Genomic DNA, 14,751 nt, shown 5'->3' with positions numbered 1-14,751 from the left:
AAAAGGTGAGACTTTTATCTCACCTTTTTTTTGATCGTGCTTTCATTTTTCACGATGAATCCGCTGATGTAGATGTTGAATCATGGCGCTATTTTCTCGCAAAAAAATAGCTTGCGTGGATAAATAATTGACTAAACCAACGATGATTTGGTCTAACATTTTAGCAATTAAATTGTTCCATTGTAACAGGCTGATGCCAATCCACATCAAAATATTATCTAAAATTAATGACAGTAACCGCTGCGAAAGGAAAAGTCCACTTTCTTGGATAAAAGTTTTCCAATTTTGATAGCTGCTTTGAAAGACAATTTTTTTGTTAACAATGAAAGAAAAAACATTCGCAATCAGCCAGGCGACAGTATTGGCAACTAACATATTAATACGCCAGTGATTGTGTAAAATATGAAAAGCAAAGACATTAATAACAGAAGCTAAGAAACCATAAAATGTGTAAACAATAAAATCGCGATGCTTTTTATAGATATCCATGAGTCAACTTCTTTTCTCTTACTTAGAATAGGTCAATCAATGTTTGGGCAAAGTGGTCTAATTTAGCAATATCGGCGCTCTGCGGGGCGAGCTCTACTTTGACACTAGTGGCGCCTTTGATGGCTCCAGCTTGTTCAAATGCTTGTTCAAAATGATCAACTGCAATGGCAAAATCTTGATAAAAAGTATCGCCTGAACCACAAACACCAAAGATTTTGCCTGAGAGGTCGGCTTCTTGTAAGTCATGATAAAAGTCGAGGCCTTCGTCTGGAATGTTACCTTCTAAGCCATCAGAATAAGTGTAACTAACCACAATACAGAGATCGGCGGTTTGAAAATCTTGGACATCAGTTTGGGAGATTTCTGAGACGTCCACTTCCATCTTGGCGTTTTCAAAATCTTCACTTAAAATATCTGCCATATCTTCATCATTACCAGTCATACTGGCATAAACGATTTTTACTTTTGTCACGAATCTTGCTCCATTCCCATAATCTCGGCAACTATTATATCATAATTTTGATTTGGATAAATTACTAGCTAGATACTTATTAATAAGTTTAAAAATTCTAAAATTTTTTGAGCGTTTGAAAGTAAAAAGGAAATTATTAGTCAATTATTCGTCCGTTGAGCTATAATAAAATTAGCGTGAAAGAGTGGAGGTAACTTGTTTGATTACATTAAAATCAGCTAGAGAAATTGAAGGTATGAGAAAGTCAGGTGCTTTGTTGGCGCAAACCCATATTGGTTTACGGAACATTATCAAACCGGGAATTTCTAGTTTTGAAATTGAAAAGTTTGCTGATAAATTTATTACAGATCATGGTGGGCATCCATCAGAAAAAGGTTTTGAAGGCTATCGTTACGCAACTTGTGTGTGTGTGAATGATGAAGTAGCGCATGCAGAACCACGCCACAGTTTGATTTTAAAAAACGGCGATATTGTGAAAGTCGATATGACAGTTGAATTGGATGGTTATCAAAGTGATTCCTGCTGGTGTTATGCTGTGGGGGAAATTTCGCCCGAAAAAAAGCATTTGATGGAAGTCACTAAAAAAGCTTTATATTTAGGAATTGATCAGGCTCAAGTCGGTAATCGCTTAGGTGATATTGGTTACGCTATTCAACATTATGTCGAAGATCAAGAACATATGGGTGATGTGCGTGATTTAATTGGTCACGGGATTCAACCGACGATGCACGAAGCACCGAATGTGCCCCATTATGGTGAACCAGGCAAGGGCTTACGGCTCAAAGAAGGCATGACTATTACCATTGAACCAATGGTTAACTTGGGAACTTGGGAAATTACCAGCAAGTTTACAGATAATAATTGGGAATATTTTGTGTCAGCTGATGGAACTCCTTCAGCTCAGTATGAGCACACCTTGGCTATTACCAAAGATGGTCCTAAAATTTTAACTTCGCAAGATCCTATTGGTGATCAAAAATATTTGTAAAAGGATAATAATTTGGCTTCTGATAAAGAAAAACAGTCCTTATTTGCTTCTGATTTAACGTGGTTTCAAAAATTGATTTATTTTTGTCAATTAGTGATGCAACGGATTAAAAGTGGCAATATTGGTCTTTCTTCCAAAGCAGTAGTTTATTACGGCTTACTGTCATTTTTTCCACTAATTTCATTGGTTGGTAGTGCGTTACCATTATTTCATTTGGATCCGCAAATGTTACTAGGATATGCCCAAAATTTAATGCCGACGCGTTTAATTAAATTTATTGACCCAATCTTAACTAAATTATTGACTCAAAAAAGTAACGGGCTGCTGTCATTTGGTATTTTGGGAACACTCTGGTCTAGTTCAGGGGTGGTTAATATTTTAAAACGAAGTATTAACCAAGTTTATGGATTAGATAATCAAACTATTTATACAAAAAAATCATTGTTAAATTTTCTTATTCTAAGAAGTGTAGCGATTTTGGTAACCACTTCATTAATTGTGATTTTGTTAATACTGTTTCTGACAGTTTTAGTTGGGCAACAATTATTAAATTGGTTGCAATCCTATGTTTTATGGGGACCGAAGTTACTACAAGAATTTATTCATTGGAAATGGCCGGTAACCGGTTTGGTTTTAGTCGTCATCTTACTAGTCGCCTATATCTTTTTGCCGAATTCTCACGAAAAGATTAGTTATGTTTGGCCAGGAACGGTGTTTACAACAATAGGTTTTAGTTTATTATCACAAGGCTTTTCGTTATATATTAAATATTTTGGTAGTCGCTGGCATTCTTATGGCACGATTGGTACTTTTTTTATTCTAGTATTGTGGCTTAACTTTCTTGCGTATATCTTTTTGATCGGGGCTGCCATTAATGCCGCTGTGCTTCAAGCATTTCAAGGTCAGTTAGAACAATCTGGTGGTTTAAAACAGTTTTACCAACAACGAAAAAATCACCATAAATAGTTATTTTGTTGTATGATGAGAACATATTTTACCATGAGAGGAACAATTATCTATGGAAAAAGTTAGAAAAGCGGTTATTCCAGCAGCAGGATTAGGCACCCGATTCTTGCCCATTACTAAGGCAATGGCAAAAGAGATGTTGCCCATCGTGGATAAACCTACGATTCAATTTATTGTGGAAGAAGCCAAAGCTTCCGGAATTGAAGATATTTTAATTATTACTGGCAAGGGTAAACGCCCCATTGAAGATCATTTTGATTCAGCACCAGAATTAGAACAAAATTTGAAATCTAAGCATAAAGATGAACTATTGAAAGTGGTACAAGATACAACCAACATTGGTGTAAATTTGTATTTTACGCGTCAGTCATATCCTAATGGTTTAGGGGATGCGGTGAGCTTAGCCAAGTCTTTTGTAGGTGACGAACCGTTTGTTGTAATGCTTGGTGATGACTTAATGAAAGATCAAGTACCGTTGACCAAGCAATTAATTAATGATTATAATGAAACGCATGCTTCGACCTTAGCTGTCATGCAGGTTCCTCAAAAAGATGTTTCTAAGTACGGAGTGATTGATCCAGATGGCGAAGTTAAGCCAGGATTATATCGGGTTAATAATTTTGTAGAAAAGCCCGCTGTGGAAAATGCACCAAGCAATTTAGCAATTATTGGGCGTTATTTGTTGACGCCGGATATTTTTGCTATGCTGGATACGCAGGCTCCCGGTGCGGGCAACGAAATTCAACTAACAGATGCGATTGATCGCTTAAATAAAACCCAACGGGTGTTTGCACATGAATTTACAGGCGAACGATTTGATGTTGGTAATAAATTTGGTTATATGAAAACTAGTATTGAATATGGGTTGAATCATCCCGAAGTGAAAGATGAACTTCGCAAATATATTATTAATTTAGGCCAACAATTAGCAGCAGATAAAAAATAAAATATTATGATTTTTGGTCATGATATTTGGCTGTGCGTGCTTATTAGTAGCTGGTTTCTAGTGACAGCTGACTTGGTCAGTTTAAAGGGCAAGTTTATTACTCAATTGCTAAGCGGCTTTTGAGTGTAGTATTACTTGAGATAAATATGTTTATCACCAAATCTTAAACCAAAGATTTGGTGATATTTTTTTGAAAATTTCACGTAAACTAAGGCTTGAGCAGATTTGGTTTTAAGCAGAGTGATTAATTCCCAAACTTGATAAGAATGATTGTGAGATTGCAAATTTAATATTAAATAATGATTTTCATTAGTAAATTCTGATGATATACTAGAGATTCCCCAAGTTTTATGCTGATTATCTTCATAAAAAACTAGTAAATTAGTTTTCACATCCAGCAAAAGTTTTATTAAAGTTTGAGTGTCCATTGTGGCCTCCTTAATGATTATTCAATAAATTAACAGGAGTAAAAAGTTTGAATTTGAATGAGATTGTAATTACTGCTGCCTATCGGACGCCAACCGGTAAATTTCAAGGTAGTTTCAAAGATTTTACAGCAGTTCAATTGGCAACCCAATTATGTCAACAGATTTTAGTGAAAGAAAAGATCGCTCCCCAACTGATTCAGCAGGTGATTTTAGGTAGTGTTTTAACAGCGGGGAGCGGACAAAACATTGCGCGTCAAGTCCAGTTAAATGCTGGGTTAGATTTGACGGGGACGGCAATGACTGTTAATCAAGTCTGTGGTTCAGGGCTGAAAGCAGTTCGACTAGCGCAAAGCGCATTAATGTTAGATGATGCTCAAGTTGTTTTGGCTGGCGGTGTGGAAAGTATGTCGCAGGCACCAGCAGTGGCAGCGCGCTTGACTAAACAAGATTTTGCAACCGATGATTGGCAGGATACGTTGTTTAATGATGGTTTGACGGATGCTTTTAGTCAGCAACCGATGGGAATCACAGCAGAAAATTTAAATCGAAAATATCATTTAACGCGGCAGCAGTTAGATCAATTTGCACTACAGTCACAACAAAAAGCGGTGCAAGCGCAAGCTGCTGGTTGGTTTGATGAAGAAATTTTGCCGATTACGGGGTTGTCGGCCGATGAAACCGTGCGCCCGCAAACTACGTTATCGGCTTTACAACAATTATCCCCCGCATTTCAGGCTGAGGGGTTAGTGACAGCGGGGAATGCATCACCGCTAAGTGATGGTGCTAGCTTACTTGTCTTAACGACTACTAATGTGGCCTGTAGGAATCAATGGCAACCACTAGCTAAAATTACCGCTTATCAAGAAGTGGGGTACCAACCGCAATTAATGGGTTATGCCCCAGTAATTGCTATTCAAAAATTACTGGCGCAAAAACAACAAACAGTTGCCGACATTGATTTGTTTGAAGTTAATGAAGCATTTAGTAGTCAAGCTTTGTTAGTGCGACAAGAATTACAAATTGCCGATAGTCAATATAATATCACTGGCGGTGCTTTGGCTTTGGGACATCCGTTAGGTTCTTCTGGCGCTCGTATTTTAACTACTTTAATTCACAATTTACAGCGAACTCACCAACATCGTGGGATCGCAGCCTTGTGTATTGGTGGTGGTCAAGCAATAGCATTAGAGGTGGAAAATTTGCAATGGTCAAATTCTATGAATTAACAACTAAGCAGCGTTTACAGCAATTATATCAGACGGGAATTTTAACGACAGCAGATTTAGAATTATTACATTCTTATCCTAATTTGCCAACGGCTATCGCGACTAATTTAATTGAAAATCAAGTTGGAGTTTTTGGAGTGCCGCTAGGTTTGGCAGAAAATTTTGTGATTGATGGACAATCGTTATTGATTCCCATGGCTACGGAAGAACCATCAGTGATTGCGGCTGCCAGTAATGCCGCCAAGCGTTGTTTGGCAAAGGGCGGTTTTCAAACAACAGTCCAACGCGCGGGCTTAATTGGTCAAATTGTGTTTGAAGGACAATTAAAAACCCCACAGATTTTTTTGAACCAGCATTTAGCAATGATCCGCCAAGTTGCTCTGAGCGCACATCCTAGTCTAGAACAATACGGCGGGGGACTAAAACAAGTTAGTGTTCATGTGTCAGCCGACTTTGTGGAATTTCTCTTATTAGTTGATCCTGGTGAAGCTATGGGCGCTAATATAGTCAATACTCTGGCTGAGGCAGTGGCCCAATATTTAGCCACACAACTGCCACAGTTAAGTTTGTTAATGGCCATCTTGTCTAATCAGGCCCCCCAACAATCAGTTACGGCAACAGCCGCTTTTGCCTTACCTGATTTGGCGACGAAACACGATACCGGTAAAGTCGTAGCTCAAAAAATTGTCGCTGCCACCCGGTTTGCCCAAGAATCTACTTTACGAGCTGCAACGCATAATAAGGGCATTATGAACGGTATTAACGCTGTAGTGTTAGCCACCGGTAATGATCCGCGCAGTATTAATGCGGCGAGTTATGCTGGATTATCTAAGCAGCGACCAACGTGGACTTCTTGGCAAATCCAAGATGAATTGTTAGTTGGTCGAATTACAATTTCGTTGCCTTTAGGTAGTTTAGGCGGTGCAATTTCGACCTTACCCATGGCCCAATTAAGTATGAAAATTTTGCAACAACCTTCTGCACGACAGTTAATGAGTATTGTTGCTAGTGTGGGGTTGGCTTCAAATTTAGCGGCACTCAGAGCTTTAGTCACACAAGGCATTCAAGCCGGACATATGAATTTACAATTTAAAAGTTTAGCGTTGATGGCCGGGGCTACAGCAACAGAGGTTGAACCAGTAGTTAAACAATTACGGTTAGCACCCACCAAGGCTAACTTACAAACAGCTCGCCAGATTTTACAACAATTACGTTTAGGAGAAAATTATGAAAGTCGGCATTGATAAGATTGATTTTTATACACCCAACCAATATTTAGATTTAAAAGATTTGGCTAGTGCCCGCCAAGTGGACCCCAATAAATACTTGATTGGGATTGGCCAACAAAAAATGGCTGTAGCACCATTAGATCAAGATATTGTCTCTATGGCGGCTAATGCGGCTGAGCCGTTATTGACGCTTCAAGACCAACAGCAATTGGGCTTAGTGATAGTAGGTACGGAAAGTGGCGTTGATCAATCGAAAGCTTCAGCCCTCTTTGTTCAAGAGGTATTAGCTTTACCAACTAATTTACGTGCCTTAGAAATAAAAGAGGCTTGTTTTGGAGCTACTGCTGGTCTGCAATTAGCAGCCGATTTTGTGCGCTTACATCCGCATAAAAAAGCCTTAGTAATTGCTAGCGATATTGCTCGGTATGGTTTAAAAAGTGCCGGCGAAGTCACCCAGGGTGCTGGTGCGGTGGCCATGTTAGTGGGGTCTGATCCACAAATTTTAGTTTTAGAAGAACAGTCATTTTATATGAGTCAAAGTACAGGGGATTTTTGGCGCCCGAATTATTCGACGGAAGCTTTTGCTCGGGGGAAATACTCCGAAGAAGTTTACATCGCGATGTTTACAGAGTTATGGCAACAATTTGTGACTAGTGATGTATTGGCAGTGTCTGATTTGGCAGCCTTGTTATTTCATATTCCCTTTTCCAAAATGGGACGCAAAGCTTTAAAAAGTTTGGCCTCTAAAATTTCAGAACCGGATTATCAGCGCTTAACCCACCGTTTTGAGGCAAGCATTATGTATGGCCAACAAGTGGGCAATATTTATACGGGTTCTTTGTATCTGAGTTTACTGTCTTTATTAGAAAATGATACCAGCTTACATCCGGGAGAATCGATTGGTCTATATAGTTACGGTTCGGGCTCAGAAGCAGAACTCTTTTTTGGTATTTTACAGCCACATTTTCGCGCTGGTTTAAACATAGAGAAGCATCAACAATTGTTGCGCCAGCGGCAACAATTAACGATAGAACAATATGAACAACAATTTCAACACAGTTTAGTGACTGATGGCTCGACCCAAGTTTTAGCCAATTCGGATCCGCAGGCGGCCCATCGTTTAGCTAAAATTGTTAATCATGAACGAAAATATCAATAAAATAGTAGAAATCGGTTACAAAACAGACTATAATAAAGACGTGGTGAGATGAAACCTTACTGCAACTGCTATCAGGATGCAATGTGCATCTTTCGATAAGGTGATAGTTTTAAAATGGATCAGGTAAGAGTTTCGGCAATTAGTCGAAAACTTTACAAATTCATTCTAAAGATAAAATTGGTCAATGCGGATGTTCCTGTTTATCAGACATCAAACTTTCTTATTTATTACAAGTAGTCTTTTGGATGAATTAATAGGCAAGTTAAAAGTTTTTGTGTCAAAATGGATTGGGAGCAGTTGCTTGTCTCATCTAAAAAAGCCGGGGAAATCTTTCCTTGGCTTTTTAATTATCTAGCTTTTAGTAGAAAGAGAAGATGTAAAAATGTTGACAGATATTGCCAAAGCACACACATTATACGAGACAGATATTTATAATCAAGATGGAATTCAAGGCTATGCTTATGTACCGCATGAGATTAGTGTAGCGGTTAGTGATCCACAAAAAGGTGATGTTCCGGGAACTAATCCTGAACAGTTATTGGGCTTAGCACTAAGTACTTGTTTAAATGCAACCTTACAAGCTATCGAGTCTGAACAAGGATTAGAGCATCGTGCCAGTGTGAATGTGCACGTGAAAATGATTAAAGCAAATACCGGTTTAGAATTTTTGGTGCAAGCGCGCGTCAATATTCCGGGGGTTAGTCAAGTTCACGCCCAGGAAATGGTTGACCAAGCTGAAAAACGCTGTCCAGTTTCTAAGCTATTAAGTGGCAGTCCTAATTATTCTGTCAAATTACTGAATTAGCTTTAGCTTCAGTTGCTACTTTGAGAAATGTAAATTTGATGGCTACGCGGAAATTCGCGCTTAAAAGCCGTTTGCAATTGGTGTTTTAATTGCCGGTCAGTTAAAGAATAAGTCACCTTCTGGTTAAGATAACCGTGCTCAGTGAGGGTAAGCTGTTGATTAGCAATTAAGATGGTTAAGAAGCGGTCTTTTTTGCGTGTCAAGAGTGTTAAAGTTTGCGCTTGTTTAGTTTTGGTAATTTTTTTAATTAGGGTTGCAGCTTGTTTAATGGGGATACTTTTCATAAAATAACTCCCTTTAAGACTTGCTTTAAGTCGTGAGTAAAGGTGGCCTTTTGGAGTTGACTCGTAATGAAAATCACCTGTACTTGTTTATCGTAGACTGTAAAAGCGATGCGGGCGGAACCAATGGTCCCTAAATTGAGGCGCAATTCGTAACAAGGATGACCAGCAATTTTTTGCTCTGTGGCTAATTTAATCTTAGTCATGCCTGTACTTAGTTCGCGACTCAGGACGTTGGCGATTTTTTGTGACACGATTTGTTTTTGACCAGCATGTTTTTTAAAGAATGGTTTACAGCCGTGCCGATCAAAAGTAATCTGAAGAGAAGTTACTGAATTTTGTGGCATCGAAACAGTCCTTTCTACAAAACTTAATGGCGTTGAAGAATGGTTAAACTTTCGACATGTGGGGTTTGCGGAAACATATCCAAAGGTTGAATCTTTTTAACATGGTAACTTTTAGTTAACAGACGTAAGTCACGCGCTAAGGTAGAAGGATTACAAGAAACATACAGCAGTTTTTGAGGTCCTTGTTTCACCAGCAATTGAACTAAACTATGTTCTAAACCAGTTCTGGGAGGATCAACAACCAGTCCAGTGGGCTGAATGCCTTGCTGTAACCATTGGGGGTATAATTCTGCGGTGGTTCCTAATTGATAATGCGCATTGGTTAAGTGATTAACTTGGGCATTTAAATTGGCGTCGTGGACAGCTTCAGGGATTATTTCACTACCTAAAACTTGTTGAACATAAGGTGCGATGCTCAGGCCAATTGTACCAACACCGGCGTAAGCGTCGACAATAATGTCATGGGCTTGAGGGTTAAGGGCTTTTAGAACCAGTTGGTACAACTTTTGTGTTTGTTCGTAATTTAATTGTAGAAAAGCACGGGGAGACAGCAAAAATTGTTGTTGGTTAATCACTTCAGGCAGATATTCTTGACCCCAAAGAAGTTTGGTTTCCTCACCCCAAATTTCACTCGTAGTTTTCGGATTATAATTTTGAAAAATTCCTTGGACTTCGGGAATATCTTGCTGAACTAATTGTAAAAATTGTTTTAATTTTGGAAATTTACGGGAGTGTGTAATTAAAGTTAATTGAACTTCTTGTTGAGCGTGTGATTGCCGCACGACCACCGTTTTAAAAATTCCAGCTTGTTTTTGTTCATCATAAATTGGTAAGTTCAATTGTTCAATAATAGGAACCAAGCGTTGCAACACACTGAGTGTTAATTTACTTTGCGTCGGCATTTGAAGTGAATCAACTACTTGATGTGTGTGGTTTTGATAGAGTCCACAGGTGACGTGTCCGTTCTGGACTTGTAATTGAAATTGGGCTTTGTTACGATAATGCCACGGGTTAGCCATGCCAATAGTTGACGCTAAGAAATAATGTTGGTAGCCGGCTGGTTTGAAGTGCTGTAAGGCTTGTTTTAAGATGGAACGTTTGAATTTTAATTGTGCTGAGTATTTCAGATGGGCCAATTCTAAACCGCCAACCTGATTGTACAAAGCAGGTGGCTGTAAATTGCGCCAAGAGCTGGGTTTTTGATAAGATAGCAATTTACCGCGTAAAAAATGAGGCTGGATTTGGGTAATTTCACATTGGATTAGTTCATTGGGTAAAGCTTGAGGTACAAAAACTAACTTTTGTTGGTAATAGCCGATACCTTCGCCGTTAATGCCCATTTTTTTGATAATAATTGAAATGGTTTGTCCTATTTGAACAGTTGCTTTTTGATCTTTCAAAATTAGTTTCCTTTAAATTAAATTGTGACCATGATGAAGTTATTAAAGCTAGTATAGCATAGGTGCAGAGGAGATAATAATTCGTGAAAATTACCAAAATTACCGCACAAAAACGTCCGGGACGCTATAATATTTTTTTAGATGACCAGTTTGCTTTTGCTGTAGGCGAAAATGTCTTGATTAAGTTTCATTTAATCAAGGATCAAATGCTAACACCTGAACAGGTTAAGCAAATACAACAATCGGAACAAAAAGATTACGCTTATAATCAAGCTTTAAATTATTTGAGTTATCAATTACGCAGTACTGCCGAAGTTAAAACTTACTTAAAGCGTCAAGATGTTGACACTCCAACGATTACCGCGATTATTACTAAACTAGAAAAAAATCATTACTTAGATGATTTACAATATGCGGAAAGTTTTGTCCGAACGGAATTTAAAACGACATTAGATGGTCCAAAGAAAATACAACATAAATTGCAACAAAAACACATTGCTCCGACTTTAATTCAGCAAGCGTTAGAACTGTATACCACTGAACAACAAGTAATTAATGCTACGAAATTAGCGCAAAAATGTTGGCATCAAAATCAACAACATCCGCATAAAAGACGTTTACAAAAGGTCTTACAGCGTTTAATGGCTGCCGGATTTAGTAGTGAGATTAATCAATTAGTTCTGCAAGATTTACCCCAAATAAAAGATGAAGATCAAGAACAAGAATTACTCCAAAAGACGCTGCAAAAATTGTGGCCTCGTTATCAAGCAAAAGATCAAGGGCGCAACAAACTATACGCAGCTTTATTACAGCGCGGCTTTACAAGTGACCAAATTCGTCCCCAACTCGAAAACTTAAAATAGTTGTGGCATAAACGGCCTAGTTTGATATAATTTAATTGCGTGAGAAAGTGGAAAGCTGGTTCAACTATGCAAGTTCCAAGAGAAGGAGATTACATAGCAATCCAGAGCTATAAGCATAATGGTCATTTGCATCGTACTTGGCGTGATACAATGGTTTTGAAAACTAGTGAAAATGAATTGATTGGTTGTAATGACCGAACTTTAGTAACTGAAAGTGACCATCGGCGGTGGTTTACCCGTGAGCCAGCTTTAGTTTATTTTCACAAACATTATTGGTTTAATATTGTCACAATGTTACGAGAAAATGGTCCATCTTACTATTGTAATTTGGCAACGCCTTTTGTGTTAGACCGTGAGGCTTTGAAGTATGTGGATTATGATTTAGATGTTAAAGTATTTCCGGATGGTGAAAAACGCCTATTGGATGTGGATGAATATGCGGCTCATAAACGAATGTGGCGTTATTCTTCAGAAATTGATCAGATCTTAAAGGAAAGTACGGAAACTTTAATTGATTGGGTTGAAACTAAAAAAGGACCATTTTCGCCCGGGTATGTTGCCTTATGGTATCAAAGATATCAAGAATTATTGCATCGTGCTTGAGGAATTGACTATGTAAATTAAAAAAGCAGGTTTTCCTGCTTTTTTAATACGTTATTTTTGGGAAGAATCAATACTTAAGGTACTGTATTCTAGGTTGGAAGCTAGAATTAAAGAGAGAACTAAGAGGGCAATCAACCATCCCATCAAAGTACCCTGAATGCGATAAGGTTGAAAGAATACATGGATTAACTTAGCTGCGGTAATGGTTAAAATAAAATCAATAATAAAGTTGAGATAAAAATTGGTTAAACTGTAATCAATATTGAAAAAATTAATAATGGTGCGTAGTGAACGATTAGTTGTTTGATGGGTAATAATTTTGATGGGCCGATGAGCAATTGATTTAACCGCGACCATTAAAATTGCACCAATAATTGCACATATAATTAACCGCCACCAACTGTTATAATGATTAACAAGTGCATCATAACCAGTGCCGATTAAAGCGAGACATAAAAGATAAGGTATAATGAATAAGAAAGTGTAAATTACAAAAACTTTTTTATTAGACATAATGAGGTCCTTTCATTTCTTGATTCAAAGTTAATTTTAGCATTTGTTGTAAAAAAATGGTACGTCAACTACTCCAAAGTCAGAATTGGCGAGCAGAAAAAATGATGGTTAAAATTTAGATGAATATCGTGCTAAAAGGAAGATACTTTGATTTAATAATGACTAAATTTTTTAGTTAAGAACTAATTTTAGGCGTTAGTAACTGAGCTGTTCAGCATTTTTGGTCAGAACTTATTTTTAAAGGAGAACATGACATGTAAACTACAGCAATTAGTAGTCAAAATCATTAATAATAGTGTGAAAGTGCAATTTAAATATCCAATAAGGGAACGCTTAATTTTTAAAAGTAGTTTCTTTTAATGAGTATATTTTTCTTTGCTGTTAAATATAAATATTAATTAATGGAGAGTAATCAAATGAAGCAATCGGATTTAAAACAGGCGGTTAACCAAAGACGGACGTTTGCGATTATTTCGCATCCGGATGCTGGTAAGACCACAATTACGGAACAAATGTTATTATTTGGTGGAGTAATTCGGTCTGCCGGCACGGTTAAGGGTAAAAAAACTGGTAATTATGCAACATCAGATTGGATGGAAATTGAAAAGAAGCGGGGCATTTCAGTCACTAGTTCGGTGATGGAATTTGATTATCAGGGCAAGCATGTTAACATTTTGGACACGCCTGGTCATGAGGATTTTTCCGAAGATACTTATCGGACTTTGATGGCCGTTGATGCTGCGGTGATGGTGATTGATTCGGCTAAGGGGATCGAAGCACAGACCAAGAAATTATTTAAAGTGGTTAAACAACGGGGAATTCCCATTTTTACTTTTATGAATAAATTAGATCGGGATGGTCGTGAACCCTTGGATTTAATTGGCGAATTGGAAGACCTTTTAGATATTGAAGGTTGTGCGATGAATTGGCCGATGGGTAGCGGTAAAACCTTACAAGGATTATATGATTTGAGTAATAATCGGATTGAATTGTATCATCCCAAAAACGCTGATGAGCGCTTTTTACCGTTAGATGATCAAGGACATTTAAGTCCAGAGCAGCCGCTGACGACGGATAGTATTTATCAACAGACTTTAGAGGAAATTGGACTGATTAAGGAAGCTGGTAATGCTTTTGACCCCGTCAAGATTGCTCAAGGTCAACAAACCCCCGTTTTCTTTGGTTCTGCCTTGACCAACTTTGGGGTACAAACCTTTTTAGATCAATTCTTACAATTAGCACCAGCTCCTAGTGAACATCAATTAATTGATGATTCGACAATTGCCGCCGATGATCCGGAATTTTCCGGTTTTGTCTTTAAGATTCAAGCCAATATGAATCCTAAGCATCGTGATCGAATTGCGTTTGTCCGGATTGGTTCCGGAGAATTTGAAAAGGGAATGGATGTCACTTTAAATAGAACCCAGAAACAACTCCGTTTAAATAATGCGACTGAATTTATGTCAGATCAGCGTGAACAAGTAAAGAATGCAGTTGCGGGTGACATTGTTGGTTTATATGATACGGGCAATTTTCAAATTGGCGATACCATTTATGCTGGTAAACGAGCAGTGCAATACCCAGACTTACCACAATTTACACCGGAGTTATTTATGGATGTTATTCCCAAAAATGTGATGAAACAAAAGTCCTTTCATAAAGGAATGCAACAATTGGTACAAGAAGGGGCGGTGCAACTTTACCGCAATTACCAAACGGGCGATTATATTTTAGGTGCCGTCGGGCAATTACAATTCGAAGTCTTTAAATTTCGAATGCAAAATGAATATAACACAGAAGTGATTATGAAACCGATTGGTTCCCGGATTGCCCGCTGGATTAATCCCGACCAACTTGATCCGGCTATGTCTTCTAGTCGAAACATTTTAGTCAAAGATTTAGATGATCAACCTTTATTCTTATTTGAAAACCGTTTTGCTGAACAATGGTTTGAAAATAAGTATCCAGATGTGCAATTAACTGCGAAACTCTAATTGAGTCATTTTTGGATGAAATTTGTAAAAGCATCATTGGCA

General features: G+C 37.9%; 17 protein-coding genes. 10 read left to right on the top strand and 7 right to left on the bottom strand.

The genetic code is table 11. The features are described 5' to 3' along the window. Window positions 1-42: 42 nt before the first annotated feature. Together AC3B5S_RS02095 and AC3B5S_RS02090 are read right to left on the bottom strand one after the other, a co-directional pair. The gene (locus tag AC3B5S_RS02095; protein ID WP_489757290.1) at window positions 43-489 is read right to left on the bottom strand and encodes a GtrA family protein; all 447 of its coding nucleotides are present in this window, start codon (window positions 487-489) and stop codon (window positions 43-45) included. Between the two features lie 22 nt (window positions 490-511). Then, window positions 512-961 carry a flavodoxin gene (locus tag AC3B5S_RS02090; protein ID WP_489757291.1) on the bottom strand — a complete coding sequence of 150 codons (450 nt, stop codon included), beginning with the start codon at window positions 959-961 and terminating at the stop codon, window positions 512-514. A 199-nt stretch (window positions 962-1,160) separates the two neighbouring features. On the opposite strand from AC3B5S_RS02090, the gene map reads away from it, so the two are divergent. Genes map through galU form a run of 3 tightly spaced genes read left to right on the top strand, consistent with a single transcriptional unit; the run spans window position 1,161 to window position 3,861 of the window. Further along, the gene (gene map, locus AC3B5S_RS02085) at window positions 1,161-1,949 is read left to right on the top strand and encodes a type I methionyl aminopeptidase (protein ID WP_489757292.1); all 789 of its coding nucleotides are present in this window, start codon (window positions 1,161-1,163) and stop codon (window positions 1,947-1,949) included. Window positions 1,950-1,961: 12 nt separating this feature from the next. Then, the gene (locus AC3B5S_RS02080) at window positions 1,962-2,915 is read left to right on the top strand and encodes a YihY/virulence factor BrkB family protein (protein ID WP_489757293.1); all 954 of its coding nucleotides are present in this window, start codon (window positions 1,962-1,964) and stop codon (window positions 2,913-2,915) included. Between the two features lie 52 nt (window positions 2,916-2,967). After that, complete coding sequence (galU, locus tag AC3B5S_RS02075; protein ID WP_489757294.1) at window positions 2,968-3,861, top strand: UTP--glucose-1-phosphate uridylyltransferase GalU; 894 nt, start codon at window positions 2,968-2,970, stop codon at window positions 3,859-3,861. Between the two features lie 131 nt (window positions 3,862-3,992). On the opposite strand, the gene AC3B5S_RS02070 is transcribed toward galU, so the two are convergent. Then, window positions 3,993-4,289, bottom strand: a complete 297-nt coding sequence (locus AC3B5S_RS02070) for a hypothetical protein (RefSeq protein WP_489769134.1) — start codon at window positions 4,287-4,289, stop codon at window positions 3,993-3,995. Between the two features lie 47 nt (window positions 4,290-4,336). Here AC3B5S_RS02070 and AC3B5S_RS02065 point away from each other — a divergent pair, with 47 nt between their 5' ends. The 4 genes from AC3B5S_RS02065 (at window position 4,337) to AC3B5S_RS02050 (ending at window position 8,708) form a co-directional block, all read left to right on the top strand. Further along, the gene (locus tag AC3B5S_RS02065) at window positions 4,337-5,515 is read left to right on the top strand and encodes a thiolase family protein (RefSeq protein ID WP_489790026.1); all 1,179 of its coding nucleotides are present in this window, start codon (window positions 4,337-4,339) and stop codon (window positions 5,513-5,515) included. Continuing rightward, the gene (locus AC3B5S_RS02060) at window positions 5,494-6,759 is read left to right on the top strand and encodes a hydroxymethylglutaryl-CoA reductase, degradative (protein ID WP_489790025.1); all 1,266 of its coding nucleotides are present in this window, start codon (window positions 5,494-5,496) and stop codon (window positions 6,757-6,759) included. Before AC3B5S_RS02065 ends, AC3B5S_RS02060 begins: the two co-directional genes overlap by 22 nt. After that, window positions 6,743-7,903 carry a hydroxymethylglutaryl-CoA synthase gene (locus AC3B5S_RS02055; RefSeq protein WP_489790024.1) on the top strand — a complete coding sequence of 387 codons (1,161 nt, stop codon included), beginning with the start codon at window positions 6,743-6,745 and terminating at the stop codon, window positions 7,901-7,903. Before AC3B5S_RS02060 ends, AC3B5S_RS02055 begins: the two co-directional genes overlap by 17 nt. Window positions 7,904-8,285: 382 nt before the next feature. Beyond that, complete coding sequence (locus AC3B5S_RS02050; protein WP_489790023.1) at window positions 8,286-8,708, top strand: OsmC family protein; 423 nt, start codon at window positions 8,286-8,288, stop codon at window positions 8,706-8,708. 8 nt (window positions 8,709-8,716) lie between these two features. Here AC3B5S_RS02050 and AC3B5S_RS02045 read toward each other — a convergent pair whose 3' ends face one another. The 3 genes from AC3B5S_RS02045 to rlmD are packed head-to-tail and all read right to left on the bottom strand — an operon-like array spanning window position 8,717 to window position 10,736. Further along, window positions 8,717-8,992, bottom strand: coding sequence for a hypothetical protein (locus AC3B5S_RS02045; protein ID WP_489790022.1), 276 nt, complete (start codon window positions 8,990-8,992; stop codon window positions 8,717-8,719). Then, on the bottom strand, window positions 8,989-9,336 hold the full coding sequence (locus AC3B5S_RS02040; RefSeq protein WP_489790021.1) for a hypothetical protein: 348 nt from the start codon (window positions 9,334-9,336) through the stop codon (window positions 8,989-8,991). Before AC3B5S_RS02040 ends, AC3B5S_RS02045 begins: the two co-directional genes overlap by 4 nt. 23 nt (window positions 9,337-9,359) lie before the next feature. After that, window positions 9,360-10,736, bottom strand: a complete 1,377-nt coding sequence (gene rlmD / locus AC3B5S_RS02035; protein ID WP_489790020.1) for a 23S rRNA (uracil(1939)-C(5))-methyltransferase RlmD — start codon at window positions 10,734-10,736, stop codon at window positions 9,360-9,362. An 83-nt stretch (window positions 10,737-10,819) separates the two neighbouring features. On the opposite strand from rlmD, the gene recX reads away from it, so the two are divergent. Together recX and AC3B5S_RS02025 are read left to right on the top strand one after the other, a co-directional pair. Continuing rightward, window positions 10,820-11,599, top strand: a complete 780-nt coding sequence (gene recX, locus AC3B5S_RS02030; RefSeq protein ID WP_489790019.1) for a recombination regulator RecX — start codon at window positions 10,820-10,822, stop codon at window positions 11,597-11,599. A gap of 66 nt (window positions 11,600-11,665) precedes the next feature. After that, window positions 11,666-12,202 (top strand): DUF402 domain-containing protein, encoded by a 537-nt coding sequence (locus AC3B5S_RS02025; RefSeq protein WP_489757307.1) that lies wholly within the window; start codon window positions 11,666-11,668, stop codon window positions 12,200-12,202. Window positions 12,203-12,253: 51 nt separating this feature from the next. Here the strand turns inward: AC3B5S_RS02025 and AC3B5S_RS02020 are convergent, their stop codons facing one another. After that, a complete protein-coding gene (locus AC3B5S_RS02020; protein WP_489757308.1) occupies window positions 12,254-12,715 on the bottom strand; it encodes a hypothetical protein in 462 nt (153 codons plus the stop codon). Between the two features lie 416 nt (window positions 12,716-13,131). On the opposite strand from AC3B5S_RS02020, the gene AC3B5S_RS02015 reads away from it, so the two are divergent. Then, the gene (locus AC3B5S_RS02015; RefSeq protein WP_489790018.1) at window positions 13,132-14,709 is read left to right on the top strand and encodes a peptide chain release factor 3; all 1,578 of its coding nucleotides are present in this window, start codon (window positions 13,132-13,134) and stop codon (window positions 14,707-14,709) included. Window positions 14,710-14,751: the final 42 nt, after the last annotated feature.

The organism is Bombilactobacillus sp. ESL1094 (genome assembly GCF_058107425.1).
Note: the sequence above shows the minus strand (reverse complement) of the source record. Positions and strands in the feature narration are given on the sequence as shown.

What these genes read in the sequence shown, in the direction of transcription:
- AC3B5S_RS02095 (WP_489757290.1), bottom strand. Translation starts at nt 489, where the DNA reads ATGGATATCTATAAAAAGCATCGCGATTTTATTGTTTACACATTTTAT.
- galU (WP_489757294.1), top strand. Translation starts at nt 2,968, where the DNA reads ATGGAAAAAGTTAGAAAAGCGGTTATTCCAGCAGCAGGATTAGGCACC.
- AC3B5S_RS02070 (WP_489769134.1), bottom strand. Translation starts at nt 4,289, where the DNA reads ATGGACACTCAAACTTTAATAAAACTTTTGCTGGATGTGAAAACTAAT.
- AC3B5S_RS02060 (WP_489790025.1), top strand. Translation starts at nt 5,494, where the DNA reads ATGGTCAAATTCTATGAATTAACAACTAAGCAGCGTTTACAGCAATTA.
- AC3B5S_RS02055 (WP_489790024.1), top strand. Translation starts at nt 6,743, where the DNA reads ATGAAAGTCGGCATTGATAAGATTGATTTTTATACACCCAACCAATAT.
- AC3B5S_RS02050 (WP_489790023.1), top strand. Translation starts at nt 8,286, where the DNA reads ATGTTGACAGATATTGCCAAAGCACACACATTATACGAGACAGATATT.
- AC3B5S_RS02045 (WP_489790022.1), bottom strand. Translation starts at nt 8,992, where the DNA reads ATGAAAAGTATCCCCATTAAACAAGCTGCAACCCTAATTAAAAAAATT.
- AC3B5S_RS02040 (WP_489790021.1), bottom strand. Translation starts at nt 9,336, where the DNA reads ATGCCACAAAATTCAGTAACTTCTCTTCAGATTACTTTTGATCGGCAC.
- AC3B5S_RS02025 (WP_489757307.1), top strand. Translation starts at nt 11,666, where the DNA reads ATGCAAGTTCCAAGAGAAGGAGATTACATAGCAATCCAGAGCTATAAG.
- AC3B5S_RS02020 (WP_489757308.1), bottom strand. Translation starts at nt 12,715, where the DNA reads ATGTCTAATAAAAAAGTTTTTGTAATTTACACTTTCTTATTCATTATA.
- AC3B5S_RS02015 (WP_489790018.1), top strand. Translation starts at nt 13,132, where the DNA reads ATGAAGCAATCGGATTTAAAACAGGCGGTTAACCAAAGACGGACGTTT.